The following is a 23,125-nucleotide window of genomic DNA, read 5'->3' as shown; positions in this document are numbered from 1 at the left end:
CCGGAACGATAGGCTTGAGGCCATGACTATCAATCCGGACCTGCAGGGCCGCAGCTATCCTGCCGCAGAGGTGTACGACGTCGGCCGCGAAAAAATCCGCGAGTTCGCCCGCGCCGTCAAGGCAATGCACCCAGCCCACTTCGACGTCGAGGCCGCCAAGGCCCTGGGCCACACCGACCTGGTGGCGCCGCCCACGTTCGCCATCATCATCGCCCAGCGCGCCGACGCGCAGCTGATCGAGGACCCGGAGGCCGGCATCGACTTCACCCGCGTGGTCCACGCTGACCAGCGCTTCATCCACCACCGCCCTATTTTCGCCGGGGACCGGCTCGTGGCGGAGCTGCACGTTGATGGCGTCCGCGCCATGGGCGGCGGCGCCATGATCACCACGCGCGCCGAGATCTTCGCTCTGACCGACGGCGGTACCGACTCACGCGAAGCCGTCGCCACCACCACCTCATCCATCCTCGTCCGCGGAGAGGGACAGTAACCATGAGCCCCACCTTCCACGAACTTACCGCCGGCCAGGACATCGGCAGCCGCACCGTCGAGGTCACCCGCACCGACCTGGTCAAGTACGCCGGCGCCTCCGGCGACTTCAACCCCATCCACTGGAACGAAGCCTTCGCCACCGGCGTGGAACTGCCCGGGGTCATCGCCCACGGCATGTTCACTATGGGCGCCGCCGTGCAGCTGGTGACCGACTGGGCTGGCGACCCTGCCGCCGTCGTCGACTTTCAGACCCGCTTCACGAAACCGGTCTTGGTCACCGATACCACTGGAACCGACGAGCCCGGGGCCACCATCGAGGTGAGCGGCGCCATTGGAAAGCTCGACGCCGATGCGGGCACCGCCCGTGTTGACCTCACCGTGGTTGCGGCCGGCCAGAAAGTGCTGATGAAGGCCCAGGCTGTCGTCCGCCTGTCCTGACGAGACTGTCCACTAGCCGGCCACGATTTCCCGATAGTGTGGATGGGTGACTTCCACTCTGCTCTCCCAGTTGACCACGGCCGCCGTCGGGGGTCCCGCCGGCAAGTATGTTGAGGCCCGGAGCGAGGCGGAGATCATCGACGCCGTCCGCACCGCCGACGCCGCGGGGGAGCCGCTCCTGATTATCGGGGGCGGCTCCAACCTCCTGATTTCCGACGACGGGTTCCCCGGCACGGTGGTCAGGATCGCCTCGGAGGGGTTCCTCGTCAACGCCGAGGACTCCTGCGGCGGGGTTGCCGTGGTGGTCCAGGCCGGCCATAACTGGGATGCCCTGGTGGAGCACGCCGTGCTGCACGCCTGGTCCGGCATCGAGGCACTCTCCGGCATCCCCGGCGCCACCGGTGCCACGCCCGTGCAGAACGTCGGCGCGTACGGCTCGGATGTCTCCCAGACCATCGCCGCGGTCCGCACGTGGGACCGGACCCGGAACGCTGTGCAGACTTTCACCAATTCTGAGCTGAAGTTCGGCTACCGCGACTCCATGCTGAAGCAGACCACCGTGGACGGCTCGCCGCGCTACGTGGTTCTGACAGTTGAATTCCAGCTGCCGATCGGCCGGATGAGTGCGCCCATCCGCTACGCCGAGCTGGCCCGTTCCCTCGGGGTGGAACCCGGCAAGCGCGCCTACTCCAACGACGTCCGGCGTGAAGTGCTCCGCCTGCGGGCCTCCAAGGGCATGGTGCTGGACCAGGCGGACAGGGACACCTATTCCACCGGCTCTTTCTTTACCAACCCGGTTGTTCCCCTGGAAGTGGCCGCTGGGCTCCCAGAAGCGGCACCCCGGTTTCCTGCCGGCGTCGACGGGATGGTCAAGCTCTCGGCGGCCTGGCTGATCGACGAGGCGGGGTTCGGCAAGGGCTACGGCCTGGAACCGGACAGCGCCTCGGGTGGTCGGGCCTCGCTGTCCACCAAGCACACCCTCGCCATTACCAACCGCGGCTCAGCCAGCGCCAAAGACATCGTGGCGATCGCGCGCGAGGTGCGGGACGGCGTCGTCGAACGCTTTGGCATTGAACTGCACCCTGAACCGTTGCTGATCGGGCTGACGCTCTAAGGTCAGCAGGTCAGCAGGTCAGCAGGTCGGCGTGGCGAGGGCTGAGTGCGCGTCTGAGGGGTCGGCCAGCCGGACTGCCGCCGCGGTTCCCATGACGGCGGCGGCCCATCCGTTGAGCGCCAGGAACGGGCCCATGAACAGCCAGACGAAGGCCACGGGAACTGCCGAATGCGTCGTGGCTGAGAGGACGCAGGCCATCAGGCCCGCTGTCGCGGTGCCGAACGAGAGGGCCCAGAACAGCCGGCCGCTCAGTGGCGAGATCTTCCAGTCGCGGAGGAGGTGGACATCGCCGCCCGCCCGCAGGCCGGGAAACAGGACGGCGTACCCGCCGCCCAACGACAGGAACAGCGAAGCCATCAGGAGTTCCATGCTTGGTTGGCCCGGGAATCCACCGCCCGGGACCCCGCTGGTCGATAACCCGGCCTCCGTGAACCCGGCCTCCCCGAACCCCAAGGTAGGGCCAAGTCCAATGGTCACGCCCGCCAGTACCGCGGCGGTCCCTCCCAGCATCCACTGTTTTGTTGCACGCTCGAACAACTGCCACAAACTCCCCAAAGTCATGGCTCTACCCTATCTGGACGGCATCTAGGATGAGGGGATGGCAGCGAACCGGGTGAGCGGCAAGGTCATGGGCAGGCTCCGGCTGGCCTCGCAGGGTCTGCTCGGGCCTGCACAGCCGGGCTCCGTTGCGGAGGCTGTCCGCTGGATGACGGCCACCCAGGCGCAGGACCTGCAGGCGTCACTGCTGGCCATCGGCCTCCGGGTTCCCGGGGCAGGGCTAACGGATGTCCGCGCCGCCCTCGACGATGGCAGCGTTGTCCGCTCCTGGCCGATGCGTGGCACGCTGCATCTGGTGGCTCCGGAGGATCTGCGGTGGATGCTGGACCTCACGGCCGAACGGCTTCACCGCGTGGTTGCCGGCAGGCACCGGGAACTGGACATCACGTGGGCGGACATCGAAAAGTGCCGCGACGTGGCCTTGGATCGTGTGGCCGGCGGCGGTTCGGCCAGTCGCGCCCAACTCTTCGCCATGTTTGAGGCCGCAGGGCAGCCCACCACAGGCCAGCGGGGGATCCACATCCTGGGATCGCTGTGCCGCCATGCATGGCTGGTCCAGGGTCCGCTCACGGGTAACCAGCAACTCTTCGTGGCGTTCGACCAGTGGATACCGGCTTCGCGGGCGCTCGGGCGCCAGGAGGCCATCGCCGAGTTCATGCTGCGCTACGTTCGGAGCCACGGGCCGGCCACCGTCCGGGACTTTGCCTGGTGGACCCAGCTTCCTCTGCCCGAGGTCCGGGCTGCGTTGGAGCAGATCAGGGGGCAATTGGTAGAACTCGAGTTTGGCGGCGCCAGTTACTGGTTGTCGCCGGAAGCCGAAGCACTGCTCGGCGACGGTGTGCCCGGCCAACGCTCGGTGCTCCTGCTGCCTGGCTTCGACGAGTTCCTGCTCGGCTACATGGACAGGAGCCTCGTCCTTGCGCCCCAGCATTCCGACAAGATTGTTCCCGGCGGCAACGGTGTGTTCAAAAAGACCATCGTGGTCGGGGGAGAAGTGATCGGCACGTGGGCTCGGACCGGCACCAGCAGAAGCGCCGCCGTCGTGCCCGAACTCTTCGATGACACCAGACCCCTCGGTGCCGGTGCGCAGGCCGCATTCACCAAGGCCGCCGAACGGTACCTCAACTTCCTCGACACCTGAGCCCCGCGGGCGCCTCGACCCCGCTTGAGCGGTCCGGCCCCGCTTGAGCGGTCCGGCCCCGCTTGAGCGGTCCGGCCCCGCTTGAGCGGTCCGGCCCCGCTTGAGCGGTGCTGACCAGCACCGCTTTTGCGGCCCAGGGCCGCAGAAGCCAGCCAGAAGCTGAGGCACAGCTAAGGCCGGCCGCGTAGTTGTCCACATAGCGTTGCCGGAACCTGCCGTTGTTGGGGCTTGTCCGAGAGCCTTGGACCATGAATAGCCACAAGCTGCGATTGGTCGTGGACGCTCGGTGGCCGGCGTTCCCCGTGGCCTCCACCCGACAGTTGGCCGCGGCAGGACTGGAAGAACGTGTGCTGACGGCGGCCGTTCGACGTGGAATCCTCTTGAGGCTACGCCGGGGCGCCTATGTCCGGAGCGACGACTGGAAAGCCGCCGAGCCTTGGACTAAAGACGATCTGAAAATACAGGCACATTTCTTGTCGACCGGCCGGCTCTCGCGATACAGCCATGTCAGCGCGGCCAGATTGCACAGCTGCCGGGTTTGGGACGTAGGGCCAATGGTCCACGTCACCACGGGCTATGCCAACACGAGGAAGAGCGCAGGCGGAGACGTGCGCACGCACCGGATGAACCTGCAGTCCTCGGACCTTTCAACGCTGTGGAGTCCGGACGGAAGGGAGATCCTGACCACCAGCATCGAACGAACCGTCCTGGACTGCGCCCGCATCCTGCCGCTGGAACAGGCCGCCGTGATCGGAGACCATGCACTGTGCAAGGGCGCTCGGATTGAGAGCCTGCGCCGGCTGTTGGACGAGAGCCCGGTCAAGCGAGGAAGCCGCCGGGCACTGGATCTTCTGGCCGTCCTCGATGGTCGCTCAGAATCGGTGGGGGAGACCCGGACCCGGCTGTTGCTCCGGTCTTTTGGGCTGACTATGTTCATTCCACAGTTTGAGATCCCGACCACGGGAGGCCGCTTCAGGGCGGACTTTGCGGATCCTGAGTCCCGGGTGGTCATCGAGTTTGATGGCAAGGGGAAGTACACCGATTACAAACCGACCGACGACGTGCTGCTGGCGGAGCGAAGCCGTGAGAATGCGCTGATCGAAGAGGGCTGGCTGGTACTCCGCGTTGAATGGAAGCACCTGGCCCAGCCCGGAGAACTGCGCCGGCGCCTCGCGGCCACGATGGACCGGTCCCGGATTCTGCGAGGCCACCGTCTTGCGTCTTAACGGCGGAAGCGGCCCGGACCCGCATAAGCGGTGCTGGGTAGCACCGTTCCTGCGGGGCAGGGCCGCTCAAGCCGCTGGGAGCTACAGGTTCCCGGTGGCGATGTTGAGCATGCGGCGCAGCGGCTCGGCGGCGCCCCAGAGGAGCTGGTCTCCGACGGTGAAGGCGCTGATGTATTCCGGGCCCATTTCCATCTTGCGGATACGGCCCACCGGGATCTCCAGGGTGCCGGAGGCGGCCACGGGGGTCAGGCCGGCCATGGAGTCTTCCTTGGTGTTGGGGATGACCTTGGCCCACTCGTTGTCATCGGCGAGGAGCGTCTCAATCTCGGCCACGGACAGGTCCTCGCGAAGCTTGAGCGTCAGGGCCTGGGAGTGGGAGCGCATGGCCCCGATCCGGATGCAGAGGCCGTCCATGATGATCCGGTTTTCCTCCGAGGTGCCCAGGATCTTGTTGGTCTCGACCCCGGCCTTCCACTCTTCCTTGGACTGCCCGTTGCCCAGGTCCGCGTCGATCCAGGGGATCAGCGAGCCGGCCAAGGGAACGCCGAACTGGGTGGCGTCGATGTCGGTGCGCTGGTGGGCCAGGACCTTGCGGTCGATTTCGAGGATGGCCGACGCCGGGTCGTCCAGTTCCGAGCTGACCTCCGCGTTGAGCGTGCCGAACTGGCTGAGCAGCTCGCGCATGTGCCGGGCGCCGCCGCCGGAGGCCGCCTGGTAGGTCATGGAAGTGCCCCATTCGACGAGGCCGTTCTTGAACAGGCCGCCCAGGCCCATCAGCATGCAGGATACGGTGCAGTTTCCGCCGATGAAGTCCTTGGTGCCGTTGACCAGGCCCTTGTCGATGACGTCGCGGTTGATCGGGTCCAGCACGATGATGGAGTCGTCGTTCATGCGCAGGGTGGAGGCGGCATCGATCCAGAGGCCGTCCCAGCCGCGGCCGCGCAGCTCGGTGTGGACGCGCTTGGTGTAGTCGCCGCCTTGGGCGGTGACAATGATGGGCAGCTTCGCCAGGGCGTCGACGTCGAACGCGTCCTCGAGTTTGCCTGCGCCCTCAGCAAAGGCAGGCGCGGCACCTCCTGCGTTGGACGTGGAGAAGAAAACCGGGTTGATGTTGGCGAAGTCGCCCTCGTCCTGCATGCGCTGCATCAGGACGGAGCCGACCATGCCGCGCCATCCGACCAGGCCGACGGAGGGGGTAGCTGCTGTAGTCATTCGTACAGTTTAGACTTCGGAACCGGCAGGGCGCAGTCGGTTACGTCACGGCCAAGACGTACGACGGCGGTGGGCAGCCCCTGCGTCAGTCGAACCGTCAGCTGCGGTTGTTTTCCTCCAGCACGGCAGCCTTCCGCGCCCTAATCGCGTAGAAAGCGCCGAATGCGAAGACCTGCGTCACCACAACCAACACGATGGCACCAGCGATCTTGTTGCCGCCAAGGATCATGGTCAGGCCAACAATCGCCGAGAGCAGCCCGAGCAGGGGCAGGAGCATGTACCCCAGCACAAACAGTGTTTCCGGTTTTTTCAACATCTCAGCCCTGCGTCCTGACCCATTTGGTGAACCTGTAGCGCGTCCCGTTCGCTGCCGTCAGCCATCCGTCCGGCGGGACGGCGGCGGCCGCTTCCCAGGTCTCGTCGAGCTCGGGAGCGTACGTGTCGCCGTCGGCCTCCACATCAATGGTGGTGACCACCGCGACGTTGGCGAGTTCGGTGGACTGGCGGAACACTTCGCCGCCGCCCAGGATCCACACGGTTTCGCCGCCGTCGACGAACTGGGACTCCAGGAGCGCATCATCGAGGGAAGGAACCACGACGGCGCCCTCCGCCTCGGGTGATTCGCCCCAGTTTTTCTGCCGGGTGATCACAATGTTGGTGCGTCCGGGCAAAGGACGGTACTTGTCCGGGAAGGACAGCCACGTCTTGCGGCCCATGATCACCGGGTGCCCCGTGGTGAGCCGGGTGAAGTGCTTCATGTCTTCGGGCAGGTCCCACGGCATATCGCCGTCCTTGCCGATCACGCCACCGGAGGTTTGCGCCCACACCAGGCCGACGCCGGTGACGGAACCGGCCAGCTCCTCGGTGAACGATTGCGGGTCTGCAGTGTTCTCGGTGCTCATACGGCGATCGGTGCCTTAATCGTGGGGTGGTGCTTGTAACCCACCACGTCGAAGTCTTCCAGCGTGTAGTCGAAGATCGAGGCCGGCTTCCGGATGATCTTCAGCTGCGGGTACTCATACGGCTCCCGGTCCAGCTGCTTGAGGACCTGGTCCATGTGGTTCTCGTAGATGTGGACATCACCGCCTGTCCAGACAAACTCGCCCGGTTCGAGCCCGACCTGCTGCGCAATCATGCAGGTCAACAGGGCGTACGAGGCAATGTTAAAGGGCACGCCCAGAAACATGTCGGCCGAGCGCTGGTACAGCTGGCAGGACAGTTTGCCGTCCGCCACGTAGAACTGGAAGAACGCGTGGCACGGGGGCAGCGCCATGTCCTTGAGCTCGGAGACGTTCCAGGCGGACACGATGTGCCGGCGCGAATCCGGGTTGGACTTCAGGTTCTCCACCAGCTCGGCGATCTGGTCAATGTGGCCGCCGTCAGGGGTCGGCCAGCTGCGCCACTGGACGCCGTACACGGGGCCCAGTTCGCCGTCGGCGTCGGCCCATTCGTTCCAGATGGTCACACCTTGGTCCTGCATCCACTTCACGTTCGACTCGCCCCGCAGGAACCAGAGGAGTTCAACCGCCACGGACTTGAAATGCACCCGCTTGGTGGTGATCAGCGGGAAGCTTTTGGCCAGGTCGAAGCGGATCTGGCGGCCGAAAACACTGGTGGTGCCGGTGCCCGTACGGTCGGATTTGTGCGTGCCATGGGCCAGGACATCGCGCAGGAGGTCTTCATAAGGCGTCGGGATGCTCACGGCTAAAGTCTACCTTTGGGCGTTGGGGAGGGCCGTAACGGCCGACACGGCAGGGACGGCACGAACCACGTGCGCAAAGCCGCCGGTTTTTCAGTCGTCAAAAGGTTTGAACTGTTCCACTGCCACAATGCGTTGCTTGTGGTTGGTCGCTACATGGCAGATCACGAGTTCCCCCGGGGAAAGGTACGGATCCGCATCCGGCAGGAGAGCCCGTAACCGGCCGGGCATGTGCTTGCCCAGCTGGGCCAGGACGGTGGGGAGGGCCGGCCTGTGCGTGCAGACGGCCACGGGTTGCTGCTTGTCCAGGAGGGACTCAATGACGGCACCCGTTTTCTTGGGAGTGCGGGCATGCCGGTGTTCGGTCAACGCATCGATAAGTTTGACCTTGGCCCCGGACGCCCTCAGATAGGGCGCCACCGTGGATACGCAGCGCCGCCAGGGGCTCGTAACCACACGCGGCGGCTGCCAGGCCTGCAGCAGCCGGCCGACTGCCTGTGCCTGCCGGACTCCGGTGGCCGCAAGGGGACGCTCACCCTCCGCCTTGGTCCAGGACGAGCGGGGCTTGGCCTTCGCATGCCGGACCACAATGAGCGGCCACGTGTCCAGTTGGTCGTTTTTGTGGGCGGCCCGCAAATGGTCCAAGGGGACGACGTCGGACGGGTTGGACAGCATCCCGGCAGCGGTTTGCGGGGCGCACCAGACCACCCGGTCCACCTCCTTGCCGTCCGGTACGAGCTTGGCCCCGTTGACTTTGACCGCCCAGTAGTGGACCACCTTGAGGCCGGAGGCTACGTGGTAGTGGATAGGCGGCAGCGGAATGCCCAGTGGCGCTGACAGCCCGATCTCCTCGCGCACCTCACGTGCGGCGCACTCGGGAATCGTCTCGCCGGCGTCGATCTTGCCTTTAGGCCACGACCAGTCGTCGTACTGGGGCCGGTGGATCAGGAGGACCTCAAGGCCGTTCGAGTTGATCCGCCAGGGAATGGCCCCGGCAGCAACCACCGCGACCGCTTCGCCGGGATGGTCTGTCTGGTCTGCTACGAGGATGTCGCTCGACAATGCCGGCCCTACCGCCGGCTCAAGCTACGCTGGCGGTCACGGGAGGCCAGCAGCCACGATTGGATATCCTCGAGGGGCGTTCCGTCGTCGGAAATGTGGTGGCGGTTCCACAGGCCCTGGTTGTCCAGGTGCCAGCTGGCCGTCTCCGGATCCATGTACCGGCGCAGCAGGTCAAGGACGTAGGTGATGTCGTCCGGATTGGCCAGCTGAACCAGGGCCTCCACCCTGCGGTCCAGGTTGCGGTGCATCATGTCGGCCGAGCCGATATAGACCACGTGGTCCCCGCCGTTGGCGAAGGCAAACACCCGGGAGTGCTCGAGGAAGCGGCCCAGCACGGATCGCACCGTGATGTTCTCGCTGAGGCCGGGGACTCCCGGACGCAGCGAGCAGATGCCGCGGACAATGACGTCCACCATCACGCCCGCCTGGGAGGCGCGGTAGAGCGAATCAATGATGGCCTCATCCACCATGGAGTTGACCTTGATCTGCACCCTTGCGGCCAGGCCGGCCCGGGCGTTGCGGATTTCGGTTTCGATCCGGTCGATCAGTCCGGAACGGACGGAGCGGGGAGCCACGAGCAGGCGCTTGAACGTGGACTTGGGCGCGTAGCCCGAAAGCTGGTTGAACAGCTTCGACAGATCCTCACCCACCTGCTCGTTGGCGGTCAGCAGGCCAAGATCCTCGTAGTAGCGGGCCGTGCGGGGGTGATAGTTGCCGGTACCGATGTGGCAGTAGCGGCGAAGTCCGTCCACTTCCTGCCGGACCACCAGCGACAACTTGCAGTGCGTTTTCAATCCCACAATGCCGTACACCACGTGGACGCCGGCCTGTTCGAGCTTGCGCGCCCAGGAGATGTTGGCCTGCTCATCGAACCTGGCCTTGATCTCCACCAGGGCCAGCACCTGTTTGCCTGCCTCGGCCGCGTCGATCAGGGCGTCAACAATGGGGGAGTCGCCCGAAGTCCGGTAGAGGGTCTGCTTGATTGCCTGGACCTTGGGGTCCGCTGCTGCCTGTTCCAGGAACGCCTGCACCGAGGTGGAAAACGAGTCATAGGGGTGGTGGAGCAGGATGTCGCGCCGGCGCATTGCCGAGAAAACGTTGGCGGCCTTGGATGTCTCGGACTCATTGAGGAACCGGGACGTGTGCGGCATGTGCTTCGGATAATGAAGGTCTGCACGGTCGATTCCGGCAATGACGGACAGCCCGCGGAGGTCCAGCGGAGCGGGAAGCGAATAGACCTCCGACTCCTCCACCCCGAGTTCACGGATCAGCAGCGCGCGGATGTTCGGGTTGATGTCGTTGGTGACCTCGAGGCGGACAGGCGGGCCAAAACGGCGGCGCAGCAATTCCTTCTCGAGCGCCTGCAGCAGGTTCTCGGCGTCGTCCTCTTCTACTTCCAGGTCCTCATTGCGGGTAACACGGAAGATGTGGTGTTCCAGGACCTCCATGCCGGCGAAGAGCTTGTCCAGGTGGACGGCGATGACCTCTTCGAGGGCGATGAAGCGTGCGACGCGCCCCGCAATGGCACCGGCGCGCGGACCGTCGATGGAAATCAGGCGGGGAAGCTGGTCCGGAACCTTAAGGCGGGCGAAGAGTTCCTTGTCGCTCACGGGGTTGCGCACCACCACGGCAAGGTTCAGCGACAGCCCCGAGATGTAAGGGAAGGGATGAGCCGGGTCGACGGCAAGCGGCGTCAGGATGGGGAAGACCTTTTCAGCGAACATCGCGCTGAGGTACTGCTTGGCGGCGTCGTCCAGTTCATCCCAGTGCATCAGGTGGATGTGCTCGTAGGCCAGTGCGGGCCGGATCTGTTCCGCGTAGACCTGCGCATGGCGCTGCTGGAGGCGGTGGGCCTCGTCGCCGATCTTTTCAAGGACTTCCACGGGGCTGAGGCCGGCGGGGGAGGGCACTGCGAGGCCGGTGGCGATACGCCGCTTCAGGCCGGCCACGCGGACCATGAAGAACTCGTCCAGGTTGGACGCAAAGATGGAGAGGAAGGCGACACGCTCCAACAGGTGGAGGGTCGGGTCCTCGGCCAACTCCAGGACCCGGGAGTTGAAGGCAAGCCAGCTCAGTTCACGGTCCAGGAAACGGTCGGGCCGGATGTCGCCTTCCGGCACGAGGTTGGGTGCAAACTCCGGAATGTCGATCCGGTCCTGCGTGGCGCGCGAAGCTGGCACTTCAGATGAGCCGAAGCGCGCCCGCGCCGGTGCTGGAGCACCCTCAGACGTGGCTGTTCCCGCGGGTTTCGGTTTCATGGTGTCTCCTCTTACCTGGCGCTAGATGCTGGCCCAGGGCCGGCGCGGTTCCCTACCAACCTTACAAGCAAACAGGGGCCGCGGACCCTGTAATTCAGGCCGCGGGCCTTTCGTCCGGCGAGTGGGATAACTCACCCGAAGGGCCTAAGCCGTGGTCACGGGCCCGTACTGTACGTCCATGTCCCAGCGCGTGAAACCCAGGCCGCGGTAAAGGGCGACGGCCGGGGCGTTGTCCGCGTCCGTGTACAACATGACGGCATGGAGCCCCAGGCCCTGCAAGTACCTGATCCCGGCAACGGTGAGCGCCTTGCCCAGGCCCATGCCCTGTGCGGCCGGGGTGACTCCCACCGCATACACTTCACCGATCGCCGGGTGTTCCCCGTGCCGTGGGTGGACCTTGGTCCAATGGAAGCCCAGCAGCTGGCCTTCCCCGTCCACGGCCAGCAGGAAGCCGGCGGGATCAAACCAGTCCTCGGCCATCCGGGCATCCAGGTCTGCGCGGGTCAGCGAACCCTGTTCAGGATGATGGGCGAAGGCGGCGCGGTTCGCTGCAAGCCAGCCGTCCTCATCCTGGCCGGGCACGAAGGCGCGCAGCGTGACGCCGTCAGGAAGGCCGACGTCGGGCAGTTCAGCGGTGGCGGTGGTCAGCCTCATCTTCCAGAGCTCCCTCACGGGGCCATAGCCGTAGCGGGCGGCGAGGTCCGCTGCCGCCTCATGGTTGCCGTGCGACCACGCTTTCAGGCCATCCAAACCCCGTTCGGATTTCAGGGAACCTACCAGGCGGTCCGCCACACCTTGGTTGCGGTAGCTGGGGTGGACAGCAATCTCCAGCACGCCGCTGCCGTCGGCCTCCTCAACCACAACCGCGAACCCGGCCAGGTCCTGGCCGGAGGAAGGGTCTGAGTCCTCGTCCGGGGCATAGAGGGCAAGGGTCAGGAGCGAATGTTCGGCGGAATCGCCGGCGCGGAGCGTCACCACTGTCTGCTCCGAAAGTGAAGGGTTGCCGTCGGATTCCTCGGCGGCGGTCAGGAGCCCCAGGCAATCCTTCAGTAATTGCTCGTCCACACCACCGTGGACAACGAGGACGGGCCATTTTTGCGGGTGCGCTGGACTCATGAAGCTAGGCTATACGGCCGGACCGGAACGTGCCCCGATTTGATGGGTCTCCGGCGGTTACGTATAATAAATACCTCACCCGGCAGTAAACTGGCGGGAGCGAGGGGGATCCACCAGTGGGGTGGCCTCGATACGTTCGACCCGTATGTCCTCCACGAACAGTCAAAAGCACCAGCCCCGGACCACTTGAAGTGGCCCGGGGCTGGTGCTTTAAGACGGGATGCCGGCGCTCAGGCTTCCGTCAGCTCGTCCTCCTGCTGCCGCACCAAGGTGAGGCGATAGCCCACGTTGCGGACGGTGCTGATCAGGTTTTCGTGGTCTGCGCCGAGTTTGGCCCGGAGTCGGCGGACGTGGACGTCAACGGTGCGGGTGCCGCCGTAGTAGTCATAGCCCCATACCTCGGTGAGCAGCTGCTGACGGGTGAAGACACGGCCGGGGTGCTGGGCCAGGTACTTGAGGAGTTCGAACTCCTTGAAGGTTAGGTTCAGGGGCGCGCCGTTGACGCGGGCCGTGTAGCTGGCTTCGTCGATCACGACGCCGGCTGCCCGGATCTCCGTCGGGGCGTCGTCCTGTTCGGGAACAGCCCGCGCCACCGAGAGTCTGATACGAGCTTCCACTTCGGCCGGACCGGCGGAGTCCAGCACGATGTCGTCCACAGCCCAGGCCGAGGAAACGGCAGCCATGCCGCCCTCGGTCAGGATCAGGACAAGCGGTGCGCTCAGGCCGGTGGCCTTCAGTAACTGGGTAAGTGAACGGGCGCCCACGAGGTCCTTGCGGGCATCCAGCAGCACGATGTCGCAGGGGTCAGTCTCCAGCAGGGCGGTAGGCTCAGCGGCGAGGATGTGCACGCGATGATTCAGTAATTCGAGGGCAGGCAGAATGTCCACCGATGACCCGGTGCTGTTCGTCAATAGCAGGATGTGCGACATTGTTCCTCCAAGGGGCGTCCGCGCATCTTCGGGCGACTGAACCGGGTTCTCACCGGCCGGAACCAGCTACCTGCCATGATTTGGACCGGCAAAACATCTGTCCGGCCGGCAACCGTTGCAGGAAACGTAGCTGAACTCTGAGTATACCGAACGGGGTTCCCGCGAACAGGGATTCCGCCCCTGCGGACCTTCGTTTTGCGACATATCCGAGTCATATAAGGCAGGATTGAGCCGTGGGGCAGAATGCCCTCCCGCGGAGGGGAAGCCGCCGGGTTATAGCCAGAATGGGAATGCAACGAATTGAGTGCAGTGTCGAAGCGGCGGACCGGAAGGACTGGGATCAGCGTGGGCGGGGAAGAGCAGGCTCCGGCGCGGTCACTGCGCTCGTGGGTCATTGGCCTGATTGGCGTGGCGGGGCTAGCAGCCATCATTGTTGGCACGTACGTCTCGCGGGAGGCACTGGTCGGCGTCGCGAGTGCCATTGCCTTGGCGGTAGGCGTCGGGTGGCCCCACTTCCTGCGCATTCCGGCGAAGAAAACGCTCGCCACTGTCATTGCCCTTCCTGGCGTGGGATCCGCAATTGCCGCCGGCTTGGTTCCGGCCCCGGGTTTCCTGGACTGGACACCCGCCTTCATGGCGCTGGGAATGATGGCCGTCTTTGTGGTGCAGCTCATCCGTGGCACCGGGCAGGCCCAGCGGCTGGAATCCACGCTGGGCTGCTGCGTCGGGGTGCTCCTGTCCTGCCTCGGCGCCGGATGGATTGCCAGCGCCCGCTTCAATGGGGTCCGCGAGATGATCCTGGTGGCAGCCATCAGTGCCGCCGTTGCCCTGTTTGCCGGGCTGATCCGCTGGCCGGACAGGGTGGTTGCTCCCCTCGGCATCGTCCTGGCGGGACTTGCCGGACCGCTCGCAGGGCTGGTCTTCTCCGACCTGGCTGTACTCCCCGCCGCGATCTTCGGCGTGGTGGTTGGCGCCGTCCTGGTCAGTTTCCGCCGCCTTGTCACACTTCGCGGGGCTCCGCTGAATCTCGCCGCGGCCCTTAGCATGGGTCTGGCACCTGTGTCCGCTGTGGGTTCCCTTGCCTACTTCATAGACAAACTACTCATCTACTAACGGTTAGGATGGCATCATGTCCGTACTTGCATTTGAAATCTTCTTCCTTGTCCTGCTCGGCGTCGCCAGCCTTTCCATGGCCTGGTTTGCCGGTTTTGTGGTTTACCGCCTTTTCAAAGGCCAGAAGTAAAACCGTCCCTTCCGTGAGCGATTTCCTGAGGAATTGTTGTGCCGATTGAGATTCCTACAGATCTGACACCGGAACTTGTTCCGCTTTCCTGGCTCATTGGTGAGTGGGAGGGCAGCGGCCGGCTCGGCAGCGGGGACGAGGATTCGGAGCACTTCGTCCAGCACGTCTCCTTCACCCACAACGGCCTGCCGTACCTGCAGTACCGTGCGGAGAGCTGGTTGACGGACGACGACGGAACGCGCCTTCGGCCGCTCACGGTAGAGACCGGTTTCTGGGCGCTTGAGCGCAAACAATTGGACGCCGACGGCGGCCCGGGCCTGGTTCCGGCCGACATCGTTCCGGCGCTCAAGAGCGCCGACGAGGTCGAGGCCCTGCGCAACAAGGACGGCGGCTTCGACATCTCCGTGTCCATCGCGCATCCCGGTGGTATCTCGGAGCTGTACTACGGGCAGATCAAGGGCCCGCAGATCCAGCTCTCCACCGATATGGTGATGCGCGGAAGCCACTCGAAGGAGTACAGCGCCGCCACGCGCATCTTCGGCCTGGTGGACGGCAACCTGCTCTGGCGCTGGGACGTCGCCGCCGGTGGGACCGCAAAGCCCGGCAGCGGGCTTGAAGCGCACGCTTCCGCGTTCCTGAAGAAAGTCTCCTGACACGCCCCCTGGTTCACGGACCATCAGTAGACTTGGCTTCTACAGCCCAGTCCGCACGGGTCAGCCTGTGCCTGTGAATCAGGGAGCATCATGGCGGCACCGCAGAACACCACCGACTACAGCGACCTGAAGGCACTGTTCTTCAACGGGACGCTGAAGAGGTCCCCGGAAACCAGCAACACCGAGGGCCTCATTGAGGTCAGCCGCCGCATCATGGAAAAGCAGGGCGTGAGCACGCGGGTGATCCGGACTGTGGATCACGATATCGCCAGCGGCGTGTATCCGGACATGACTGAGCACGGCTGGACAACCGACGAGTGGCCGGCACTGTACCCGGCTGTCGAAGAAGCCGACATCGTGGTGGTGGCCGGTCCCATCTGGCTCGGCGACAACTCCTCGCAGACCAAGAAGCTCATTGAGCGGCTCTACGCCCACTCGGGCCAACTCAACAGCAAAGGGCAGTGGGTGTTCTACCCGAAGGTTGGCGGCTGCCTCATCACCGGGAACGAAGACGGCATCAAGCACTGCTCCATGAACGTCCTCTACAGCCTGCAGCACATCGGCTTCTCCATCCCGCCCCAGGCGGACGCCGGCTGGATCGGACCCGTGGGTCCCGGACCGAGCTACCTGGACGAGGGTAGCGGCGGCCCCGAGTCCGACTTTACGAACCGCAACACCACCTTCATGACCTGGAACCTGCTGCATCTTGCCCGGCTGCTCAAGGACGCCGGCGGGATTCCCGCCTACGGGAACCTTCCTGAAGAGTGGAAAGCCGGTACACGATTCGATTTCGAAAACCCGGAGTACCGCTAACCCGGCCGGAATACCCACTGACCCAAGGACGTTGCCCCAAGTATGACTACCCCCAGCCCACTCCTGTCGCGCCCTGCCGCCGTCGAGGCCGCCGGCGCGGACGCCGGCGTCGCAGCCCACTACGGTGAGCCGCTGCGCGAGCAGCGCGCGCTCGCCGCCGGAACCGCCGTCGTCGACCTTTCCCATCGCGGCGTGGTGACCGTCAGCGGTCCGGACCGCCTGACGTGGCTGAACACGCTGTCCTCACAACAGGTCACCGGCCTGCAGCCGCGGGAATCCAGTGAGCTGCTCCTGCTGAGCATCCAGGGCCGGATCGAGTTTGACGCCCGGGTGGTGGACGACGGCGGGACCACCTGGCTGATTGTTGAGGCCGCCGAAGCTGCCCCGCTGGCTGAGTGGCTGAACAAGATGAAGTTCATGCTCCGGGTGGAAATCTGCGATGTCTCCGGCGACTGGGCAGTGCTCGGGTCCACCAAGGACGTAGCGGACTGGTCCGGGCTGCTCGCCTGGCGCGACCCGTGGCCGCACGTGGGCGCCGGCGGGTACTCCTACTCGGTGGTTCCGGAGGAAGGGCACCCCGGGCTGGAACGGCCGTGGATTGAGTACCTGGTGCCGGCCGCCGAACTCGAACAGACGGTGGGGGACCGCCCGCTGGCCGGGATGCTGGCCGCAGAAGCCCTCCGCATTGCCGCCTGGCGCCCCCGGCTGGGCGCTGAAACCGACGACAAAACCATTCCGCACGAACTGGACCTCCTCCGCACCGCCGTCCACCTGGCCAAGGGCTGCTACAAGGGCCAGGAGACCATCGCACGGGTGCACAACCTGGGCCACCCGCCGCGCCGCCTGGTGTTCCTGCAACTGGACGGGTCCCAGCACACCATGCCTGCGCCGGGCAGCCAGGTCCTGCTCGGCGAGCGCAAAGTAGGCACAGTCACCTCCGTGGCGCAGCACTACGAAATGGGTCCGATTGCCCTGGCGGTCATCAAGCGTTCCGTGTCGCCGGACGAAATACTGACCGTGCTGGACGGCGAGGAACCCTACACCGCCGCCCAGGAAGTAATTGTTGCCCCCGACGCCGGCCAGGTAGTCGGGCGCCAGACAGGATTCCTCAGGGGGACCCGCTAATGACCGAAAACGTTGCGCCCGACGCGGAAACCCTAGCGTTGGCAGAGAAACTCTTCCAGGCCGCCCGGGACGGGGACACGGCGCTGCTGGGCGCGTACCTGGATGCCGGCGCCCCGGCTGCCATGACCAACGCTGCCGGGGACTCCCTCCTGATGCTGGCCGCCTACCATGGCCACGCCGAGACGGCGCAGCTGATCCTCCGCCACGGGGCCGAGGCAGACACGGCAAACGACCGCGGCCAGACGCCGCTGGCCGGGGCCGCCTTCAAGGGGTACACGGACGTCGCCAAAGTCCTGCTGGAGGCCGGTGCAGATCCGGACGCCGGCACACCCTCAGCACGCGCGGCGGCGCAGATGTTCGCCCGCACGGAAATCCTCAACCTCCTGGAAAGCTGACCTTTGGAAAATGTAGCAAGGCCGTGGCCGGCCCTCTGGTCGCTCGTGATCGGGTTCTTTATGATCCTGATCGATACCACCATCGTCTCCGTGGCCAATCCCAGGATCATGGAAGGCCTCAGTGCGGACATCAATTCCGTCATCTGGGTGACCAGCGCGTACCTTCTCGCGTACGCCGTCCCGCTGCTCATCACGGGCAGGTTGGGCGACCGTTTCGGACCTAAGAAGCTCTACCTTTCAGGGCTTGTAGTCTTCACCCTCGCGTCGTTGTGGTGTGGCCTGTCGGGTGACATCGGTACCCTCATCATGGCCCGCGTTCTGCAGGGCTTCGGTGCGGCCGTGATGACGCCGCAAACCATGGCAGTAATCACCCGGATCTTTCCGCCGGACCGCCGCGGCGCAGCGATGGGAATCTGGGGAGCAACCGCCGGGGTGGCCACCCTGGTGGGGCCCATCCTGGGCGGCGTCCTGGTGGACGGCCTCGGCTGGGAGTGGATCTTCTTCATCAACATTCCGGTGGGTGTCGTCGGGTTCATCCTTGCGTGGCGGTTCGTTCCGTCGCTGAGCACGCACCCGCATAAATTCGACATCCCCGGCGTGCTGCTCAGCGCCGCCGGCCTCTTCCTGCTTGTTTTCGGCATCCAGGAGGGCGAGACCTACAACTGGGGGACCATCACCGGGCCCATCACGGTGTGGGGACTCATCATTGCCGGCATCGCCGTCCTGGTGGTGTTCGTTCTGTGGCAGCGCTTCAACAAGGGTGAGCCGCTACTGCCTCTGGGACTCTTCAGCGATCGCAATTTCTCGCTCGCGAATATCGGCATCACCACCGTGGGTTTCACGGTCACAGCCTTTAGCCTGCCCCTGATTTTCTATTACCAGGTGGTCCGCGGCCTGACACCCACCCAGTCCGCGCTGATGATGGTTCCCATGGCCGTGATTTCCGGCGGTCTTGCCCCGGTGGTGGGCAAGATCATTGACCGCGTCAATCCTAAGTACATCACCGCCGCAGGCCTGGTCCTGATGTCCGTGGCGCTCTTCTGGAACTCGGCACTGATGCATCCGGATACCCCCATCTGGCTGTTCCTCCTGCCAAGCGCCGTGCTGGGGTTCGCCAACGCCGGCATCTGGGCCCCTATGAGCACAACGGCCACCCGGAACCTCCCGCCGCGCCAGGCGGGTGCCGGGTCAGGCGTCTACAACACCACCCGGCAGATCGGCGCGGTGCTGGGCAGTGCCGCCATCGCAGTGCTGATTCAGGCGAGGCTTGCGGCCGAACTGCCTCCTGCACCCGGCGGCGCGGGCGGCGCGGGTCCCATGTCGTTCGGGGGGACCCTGCCTGAGGCCCTGCATGAAGGATTCTCGACGGCGATGGGCCAGTCCATCATGCTGCCGGCTGCAGTGATCCTGCTCGGGGCGGCCGTTGCCCTGTTCTTCGCCAAGCCAAAAGCCGTTAACGGTTGGGGTGCAGGGGCGGCCCGTGCGGCGGCCGGGGAAGCCGCGGAAGACGCTGCCCGGCCCGCGTAGCGGGACCCTCAGCCCAGCTGCACGCTGGTATGGATGCCGCCCGCGGTCAGGCCGAGTTGGCGGGCCAGGGCTACTGCGCCGGTGTTGCTGACTTCGGCCCGCCACTGGACAGTCAGGCCGGCAGCAAGTGCCTCGTGGGCGGCGATCGAGGCGGCCAGGGAACCCAGCCCGCGGCGCCGCCACTCGGGGTCCACCAGAACTCCCAAGTGGCCCAGCAGGCCCTCCCATTCGGCGTACGCACCGCACGCCACGGGGACCCGCCGGCCGTCCACCTCGTGCACGATCGTGTAACGGTTTTCAAGCTCGGACAGGCCCACTTCGTTGACGTCATCCGGCGGGCAAAGCCCTTCCAGTTCGATCGCCTCGGGGTTGCCATGGGACACCGTCAGCTCTTCGGACGGCTGGCGGAGCGGTAGGTCATCGGCGAAGAACAGCGCCGCAGCCCCCAGACCATGTCCCCCGTGGGAGCGTGTCAGGGTCAGAAGGGTCACGTGCTGGGCCATCTCGTCATCCGGGATGCCGGCGGCGGCCTCAATCAGCCATTGGGGACCCACCAAGGCGGAGCTGCCAAACAGCCTGACGAACTCCACCGTCCTGGCCGCTTCGTCGGCCCGGACCACACGCTCCCCGGAAGTCAGGGATCTACCGAAAGCGTCGTCGTCGAGCCCCAGGTGCCGGGCCCAAGCGAGCTGGATGATGGCGGCGGAACCGGGGTCAAGAGTCATATCCCCAGCCTAGGGGGAGTGCGTGGCTCAGCCGAACAGGACCGCGGCCTCGTCGTACCGGTTCTGCGGGACGGTTTTGAGCTGGCCCAGGGCCTTCTCGAAGCCGACGTGCTCGATGTCGGTGCCCTTGAGCGCCACCATGGTCCCCCAGTAACCTTCCACCACCGAGTCGATGGCGGCCATGCCCAGCCGGGTGGCCAGGACGCGGTCGAAGGCGGACGGCACTCCGCCGCGCTGGATGTGACCCAGGATCGTTGCCCTGGTTTCAATGCCGGTGCGGGCCTCCAGTTCGGGGGCGAGCTGGTCCGCGATGCCGCCCAGGCGGGGCCGTCCGAAGGTGTCCAGGCCGCGCTCGGAGTGGGGGGATTCCATGTGCTCCGGAACGAAGCCCTCCGCCACCACCACCAGCGGCGCGCGGCCGCGGTCGTGGGCTTCCTGCACCCACTCGGTGATCTGCTCGATGCTGACCTTCTGCTCCGGGATGAGGATGGCGTGGGCGCCGGCGGCCATGCCCGCGTGCAGGGCGATCCAGCCCACGTGCCGGCCCATGACCTCGGCGATCATGCAGCGGTGGTGGGATTCGCCGGTGGTGCGGAGGCGGTCGATTGCCTCGGTGGCAATCTGGACGGCGGTGTCAAAGCCGAAGGTGTAGTCCGTGGCGTCGAGGTCGTTGTCCACGGTTTTGGGGACGCCCACGATCTTCAGTCCTGCGTCGGTGAGGCGCTTCGCAGCTGCCAGGGTCCCTTCGCCGCCGATCGCGATGATGGCGTCGATGCCGAGCCGGTCCATGTGGGCCTTGATGACTTCGGGGCCGCCGCCGTTTTCGAACGGGTTGGTGCGGGACGTGCCCAGGATGGTGCCGCCCTGCTTGGCGATGCCGCGGACCATGGTGCGGGGGATGTCGATGATGTCGCCTTCAACCACACCGCGCCAGCCATCCAGGAAGCCTACGAATTCGTGCCCGTGGATGGCGATGCCCTTGAGGACCGCTCCGCGGATCACGGCGTTCAGTCCCGGGCAGTCCCCACCGCTGGTGAGAATTCCAATTTTCATGTCTCTGCTCAAATCCTGGTGTGAAGGGGGTAACGGGCAGAGCGCCACGCTGAGCTCACCTAGATTGTAGTCGGCAGTGTGCGTTACGACACAAACCGGTTACAAAGGGCACCCGGCTCGCGAGTCAGCACAAGGCCCCGCTCCGGAGGAGGTTCTCCGGACCGGGGGCCTATGTCTGCCGGTCCTGCCTGCCTGGTGCCGGGATCAGCTAATGGAGCGGCGGTCCAGGAAGTTCTGCAGGGGGATGGAGTTGCGCTGGTCAGGGAGGACGAGCCACGCCGCGAGATAGAACACGACGGCGGGACCTGGCAGGAGGCAGAAGACCAGGAAGGCGATCCGCACAAAGGCTGCATCCACATTGAGCTTGGCTGCGATGCCGCCGCATACGCCTCCCACCCAGCGTTCGGGACCGCGTTTCAGGCCGAAGCCCCTGACGATGCTAAAGAACTTGTCCATGATTCAAGACTTCCCTGTTGTGGGTTGGTTGTCACGTTTCCGGGCTGAGAGCAGGCCGCCGATGACGAGTGCCGCGCCGGCCCCGATCATGAGCCCGATCAGCACATAGGTGCCGTTCAGAGTCACGATACCCAGCTGCGCAACGATAATGAGGGCTGCCAGCGCCAGGACGATGAGGCTCCAGACGATGGTGCCGACGCGGGCGGATGGCTGCTGCGGTGCGTCGGTTCCGGAGGGGGTTCCCGGCGTCGTGCTTTCCGACTTGTCTGAATCCGGTGCCGGATCAAAGCTGCTCATGTCAGTTTCCTTCCTGAATCGTGATGTTGCTGAAGGTGCCGTCAATCTGCACGATCAGGCTGGCACCGCTTTTGTCGGTGTTGTACTTACTCTCGCGGGTGGTTATGCCGCTGCGGCTGTCGGCGCCTTCGTGGATGTTGCCCATGGTCATGTCGGCCCTGACCGTCACGGGGACGTTCGCGGGGATCACGACCGTGACGTTGCTGGCTGTGACGTCAAGGGGAACCACGACGTCGGACGTCAAGGGGGCGCTGACGTTCAGGTCGGTGAGGTCAAGAGTCCCGCGGCCTGCGGTGACGTTGAAGCCGTCCCGGGCCTGTTGGATGCTTACTGGCGTCCAGCTGACATCAGTGAAGCGGACCCTGTCCCCGTTGCCCACCACGTTGTAGATACCGCCTGTGATCAGGGCTACCACTGCGAAAAGGCTGAGAATGCCTGCCGTCTTGCCGCGGAGGCCGGCAATGAGGATGCCGAGGCCCACCACGGCTGCGCCGCTGGCCCAGACGACGGCGTTGGGGGATTGGCCGAGGTCGATGACGTTGAAGGCGTCGAGGGCCTTCAGGCCGCCGCCCACCAGGAGCGCTACGCCCGCGGTGACCGCGACGGCGGGAGCGCCGGGGCCGGAGGGACGGGGCCGGGGCGCCTGGGCGGGGCCTTGTGCCTGATAGCCGCCGCCGTAGGTACCACCGCCGGAGTTGCCGCCGTCGTAATTTCTTCCCCCGGAGCTCCCGCCTCCGTAGCTCCCGCCATAGTTGTCGCCGCCGGGGAAGGTAGCGCCGGTGGAGCCTGCGGACGGCGTCGGGGTGTAGGCCGTAGTTGCGGCGGAGCCGGTATCCGTCCCGGCATAGGGAGGGGTGTACGGGGTCGCGGGGTACTGCGGGGCATAGGGCGCCGCGAAGGCGGCATTACCGCCGGGGCCGGCAGGCCGGGGAGTGGCGTTCATGGGAGTTCCGTTCCGGGCTTTGTTCCGTTGGGTGAGGTAGTAGATGAGGTAGATGGCGCCGCCCACCCAGAAGACGGTCCAGAGGAATCCGCCGAAACCGTTGTGGCTCCAGCCCCAGAATCCGCCGCCGAGGCCGGTGAGTCCGAGCACCGTGGTGATCAGCGCGCCGGTCATGCCGCTTGACCAGCGGCCGGCACCGGCCTCCTGGACGTGGATGCGCCCGTCGGGCTCGGGCAGGAGGGCCCAGGCCAGCCCGTAGAGCAGGACGCCGATTCCGGCGAAGAGGGTCAGGACGATGAAGATGCCGCGGACGATCAGGGGGTCGATGCCCATCCGGTGTGCGATGCCGCTGGCGACGCCGCCGATCCACCGGTCGCGTCCGCGGTAGATGCCGTGGCTGCGGATCCAGGGAAAGAAGTCAGTTGGCTGGCCGGGCGCCTGCGGGCCGGCGTGCTGGCCTGCGGCCGGGGGCGGCGGCAGGAGGGGTTCGGTGGGCTGGCCCTGTCCGCGGGGCGGGAGGGGCTCGGTGGGCTGGTTCTGACCGTCTGGTGGGACCGGTTCGGTGGGCTGGCCGTCGTCGGGGGTAGGGGTCTGCGAGTTCATACTTCGATCCTGCCGTGGGCAGCAGCTGGGCTCTACTGGGGAACACC

General features: G+C 65.7%; 25 protein-coding genes and 1 pseudogene. 12 read left to right on the top strand and 14 right to left on the bottom strand.

Translation table 11 applies throughout. The annotated features are described in order from the left end of the window. Positions 1 to 22 precede the first annotated feature (22 nt). Genes AB4Y73_RS00635 through AB4Y73_RS00625 form a run of 3 tightly spaced genes read left to right on the top strand, consistent with a single transcriptional unit; the run spans position 23 to position 2,044 of the window. Positions 23 to 490 carry an FAS1-like dehydratase domain-containing protein gene (locus AB4Y73_RS00635; RefSeq protein ID WP_441867241.1) on the top strand — a complete coding sequence of 156 codons (468 nt, stop codon included), beginning with the start codon at positions 23 to 25 and terminating at the stop codon, positions 488 to 490. A gap of 2 nt (positions 491 to 492) precedes the next feature. After that, positions 493 to 930 carry a MaoC family dehydratase gene (locus AB4Y73_RS00630; RefSeq protein WP_441867238.1) on the top strand — a complete coding sequence of 146 codons (438 nt, stop codon included), beginning with the start codon at positions 493 to 495 and terminating at the stop codon, positions 928 to 930. Positions 931 to 976: 46 nt separating this feature from the next. Further along, positions 977 to 2,044 (top strand): UDP-N-acetylmuramate dehydrogenase, encoded by a 1,068-nt coding sequence (locus AB4Y73_RS00625; protein WP_441867235.1) that lies wholly within the window; start codon positions 977 to 979, stop codon positions 2,042 to 2,044. Positions 2,045 to 2,062: 18 nt separating this feature from the next. On the opposite strand, the gene AB4Y73_RS00620 is transcribed toward AB4Y73_RS00625, so the two are convergent. Then, positions 2,063 to 2,605, bottom strand: coding sequence for a hypothetical protein (locus AB4Y73_RS00620; RefSeq protein ID WP_441867232.1), 543 nt, complete (start codon positions 2,603 to 2,605; stop codon positions 2,063 to 2,065). A 37-nt stretch (positions 2,606 to 2,642) separates the two neighbouring features. On the opposite strand from AB4Y73_RS00620, the gene AB4Y73_RS00615 reads away from it, so the two are divergent. From AB4Y73_RS00615 to AB4Y73_RS00605, 3 genes and pseudogenes are all read left to right on the top strand, one after another. Further along, a complete protein-coding gene (locus AB4Y73_RS00615) occupies positions 2,643 to 3,743 on the top strand; it encodes a winged helix DNA-binding domain-containing protein (protein WP_441867229.1) in 1,101 nt (366 codons plus the stop codon). Between the two features lie 248 nt (positions 3,744 to 3,991). Further along, a pseudogene (locus tag AB4Y73_RS00610) lies at positions 3,992 to 4,138 on the top strand (hypothetical protein); the annotation flags it as partial. A gap of 159 nt (positions 4,139 to 4,297) precedes the next feature. After that, positions 4,298 to 4,969 carry a hypothetical protein gene (locus AB4Y73_RS00605; protein ID WP_441867952.1) on the top strand — a complete coding sequence of 224 codons (672 nt, stop codon included), beginning with the start codon at positions 4,298 to 4,300 and terminating at the stop codon, positions 4,967 to 4,969. Positions 4,970 to 5,050: 81 nt separating this feature from the next. Here AB4Y73_RS00605 and asd read toward each other — a convergent pair whose 3' ends face one another. From asd to AB4Y73_RS00565, 8 genes are all read right to left on the bottom strand, one after another. Continuing rightward, the gene (gene asd, locus AB4Y73_RS00600) at positions 5,051 to 6,181 is read right to left on the bottom strand and encodes an aspartate-semialdehyde dehydrogenase (RefSeq protein WP_441867226.1); all 1,131 of its coding nucleotides are present in this window, start codon (positions 6,179 to 6,181) and stop codon (positions 5,051 to 5,053) included. Between the two features lie 97 nt (positions 6,182 to 6,278). Beyond that, the gene (locus AB4Y73_RS00595; RefSeq protein ID WP_441867223.1) at positions 6,279 to 6,497 is read right to left on the bottom strand and encodes an NF038396 family protein; all 219 of its coding nucleotides are present in this window, start codon (positions 6,495 to 6,497) and stop codon (positions 6,279 to 6,281) included. Between the two features lies 1 nt (position 6,498). After that, positions 6,499 to 7,083, bottom strand: coding sequence for a dihydrofolate reductase (locus tag AB4Y73_RS00590; protein WP_441867220.1), 585 nt, complete (start codon positions 7,081 to 7,083; stop codon positions 6,499 to 6,501). Next, positions 7,080 to 7,883, bottom strand: coding sequence for a thymidylate synthase (locus AB4Y73_RS00585; RefSeq protein ID WP_441867217.1), 804 nt, complete (start codon positions 7,881 to 7,883; stop codon positions 7,080 to 7,082). Before AB4Y73_RS00585 ends, AB4Y73_RS00590 begins: the two co-directional genes overlap by 4 nt. 90 nt (positions 7,884 to 7,973) lie before the next feature. Next, positions 7,974 to 8,942, bottom strand: a complete 969-nt coding sequence (locus AB4Y73_RS00580; RefSeq protein ID WP_441867214.1) for an NUDIX hydrolase — start codon at positions 8,940 to 8,942, stop codon at positions 7,974 to 7,976. Positions 8,943 to 8,950: 8 nt separating this feature from the next. Beyond that, complete coding sequence (locus AB4Y73_RS00575; RefSeq protein WP_441867211.1) at positions 8,951 to 11,200, bottom strand: RNA degradosome polyphosphate kinase; 2,250 nt, start codon at positions 11,198 to 11,200, stop codon at positions 8,951 to 8,953. Between the two features lie 144 nt (positions 11,201 to 11,344). Next, positions 11,345 to 12,316, bottom strand: coding sequence for a mycothiol synthase (gene mshD / locus AB4Y73_RS00570; protein ID WP_441867208.1), 972 nt, complete (start codon positions 12,314 to 12,316; stop codon positions 11,345 to 11,347). Between the two features lie 230 nt (positions 12,317 to 12,546). Continuing rightward, positions 12,547 to 13,245 (bottom strand): winged helix-turn-helix transcriptional regulator, encoded by a 699-nt coding sequence (locus AB4Y73_RS00565; protein ID WP_190987352.1) that lies wholly within the window; start codon positions 13,243 to 13,245, stop codon positions 12,547 to 12,549. Positions 13,246 to 13,623: 378 nt separating this feature from the next. On the opposite strand from AB4Y73_RS00565, the gene AB4Y73_RS00560 reads away from it, so the two are divergent. The 6 genes from AB4Y73_RS00560 to AB4Y73_RS00535 all read left to right on the top strand — a co-directional run bounded on the left by AB4Y73_RS00560 (position 13,624) and on the right by AB4Y73_RS00535 (position 19,001). Continuing rightward, positions 13,624 to 14,358: a permease gene (locus AB4Y73_RS00560; protein ID WP_441867934.1), complete on the top strand. Its 735-nt coding sequence runs from the start codon at positions 13,624 to 13,626 to the stop codon at positions 14,356 to 14,358. A gap of 168 nt (positions 14,359 to 14,526) precedes the next feature. Further along, positions 14,527 to 15,141: an FABP family protein gene (locus AB4Y73_RS00555; protein ID WP_441867204.1), complete on the top strand. Its 615-nt coding sequence runs from the start codon at positions 14,527 to 14,529 to the stop codon at positions 15,139 to 15,141. A gap of 90 nt (positions 15,142 to 15,231) precedes the next feature. Continuing rightward, positions 15,232 to 15,954, top strand: coding sequence for a flavodoxin family protein (locus tag AB4Y73_RS00550; protein ID WP_441867201.1), 723 nt, complete (start codon positions 15,232 to 15,234; stop codon positions 15,952 to 15,954). 42 nt (positions 15,955 to 15,996) lie between these two features. Further along, positions 15,997 to 17,079 carry a CAF17-like 4Fe-4S cluster assembly/insertion protein YgfZ gene (ygfZ, locus tag AB4Y73_RS00545; protein WP_441867198.1) on the top strand — a complete coding sequence of 361 codons (1,083 nt, stop codon included), beginning with the start codon at positions 15,997 to 15,999 and terminating at the stop codon, positions 17,077 to 17,079. Then, complete coding sequence (locus AB4Y73_RS00540) at positions 17,079 to 17,474, top strand: ankyrin repeat domain-containing protein (RefSeq protein ID WP_441867195.1); 396 nt, start codon at positions 17,079 to 17,081, stop codon at positions 17,472 to 17,474. The genes ygfZ and AB4Y73_RS00540 overlap by 1 nt, the downstream gene beginning before the upstream one ends. Before the next feature lie 3 nt (positions 17,475 to 17,477). Then, on the top strand, positions 17,478 to 19,001 hold the full coding sequence (locus AB4Y73_RS00535) for a DHA2 family efflux MFS transporter permease subunit (protein ID WP_441867192.1): 1,524 nt from the start codon (positions 17,478 to 17,480) through the stop codon (positions 18,999 to 19,001). A gap of 8 nt (positions 19,002 to 19,009) precedes the next feature. On the opposite strand, the gene AB4Y73_RS00530 is transcribed toward AB4Y73_RS00535, so the two are convergent. The 5 genes from AB4Y73_RS00530 to AB4Y73_RS00510 form a co-directional block, all read right to left on the bottom strand. Continuing rightward, positions 19,010 to 19,726 carry a GNAT family N-acetyltransferase gene (locus tag AB4Y73_RS00530; RefSeq protein WP_441867189.1) on the bottom strand — a complete coding sequence of 239 codons (717 nt, stop codon included), beginning with the start codon at positions 19,724 to 19,726 and terminating at the stop codon, positions 19,010 to 19,012. Positions 19,727 to 19,753: 27 nt separating this feature from the next. Next, on the bottom strand, positions 19,754 to 20,779 hold the full coding sequence (locus AB4Y73_RS00525) for an ATP-dependent 6-phosphofructokinase (protein WP_255768072.1): 1,026 nt from the start codon (positions 20,777 to 20,779) through the stop codon (positions 19,754 to 19,756). A gap of 204 nt (positions 20,780 to 20,983) precedes the next feature. Then, positions 20,984 to 21,235: a PspC domain-containing protein gene (locus AB4Y73_RS00520; RefSeq protein ID WP_441867184.1), complete on the bottom strand. Its 252-nt coding sequence runs from the start codon at positions 21,233 to 21,235 to the stop codon at positions 20,984 to 20,986. 3 nt (positions 21,236 to 21,238) lie between these two features. After that, positions 21,239 to 21,532, bottom strand: a complete 294-nt coding sequence (locus tag AB4Y73_RS00515) for a hypothetical protein (RefSeq protein WP_441867181.1) — start codon at positions 21,530 to 21,532, stop codon at positions 21,239 to 21,241. Position 21,533: 1 nt separating this feature from the next. After that, a complete protein-coding gene (locus AB4Y73_RS00510) occupies positions 21,534 to 23,078 on the bottom strand; it encodes a PspC domain-containing protein (protein WP_441867178.1) in 1,545 nt (514 codons plus the stop codon). Between the last annotated feature and the right edge of the window lie 47 nt (positions 23,079 to 23,125).

This window comes from Pseudarthrobacter sp. TAF60_1 (genome assembly GCF_052113505.1).
Classification (GTDB): domain Bacteria; phylum Actinomycetota; class Actinomycetes; order Actinomycetales; family Micrococcaceae; genus Arthrobacter.
The sequence above is the reverse complement of the archived record's forward strand: the minus strand, read 5'-3'. Positions and strand labels throughout refer to the sequence as shown.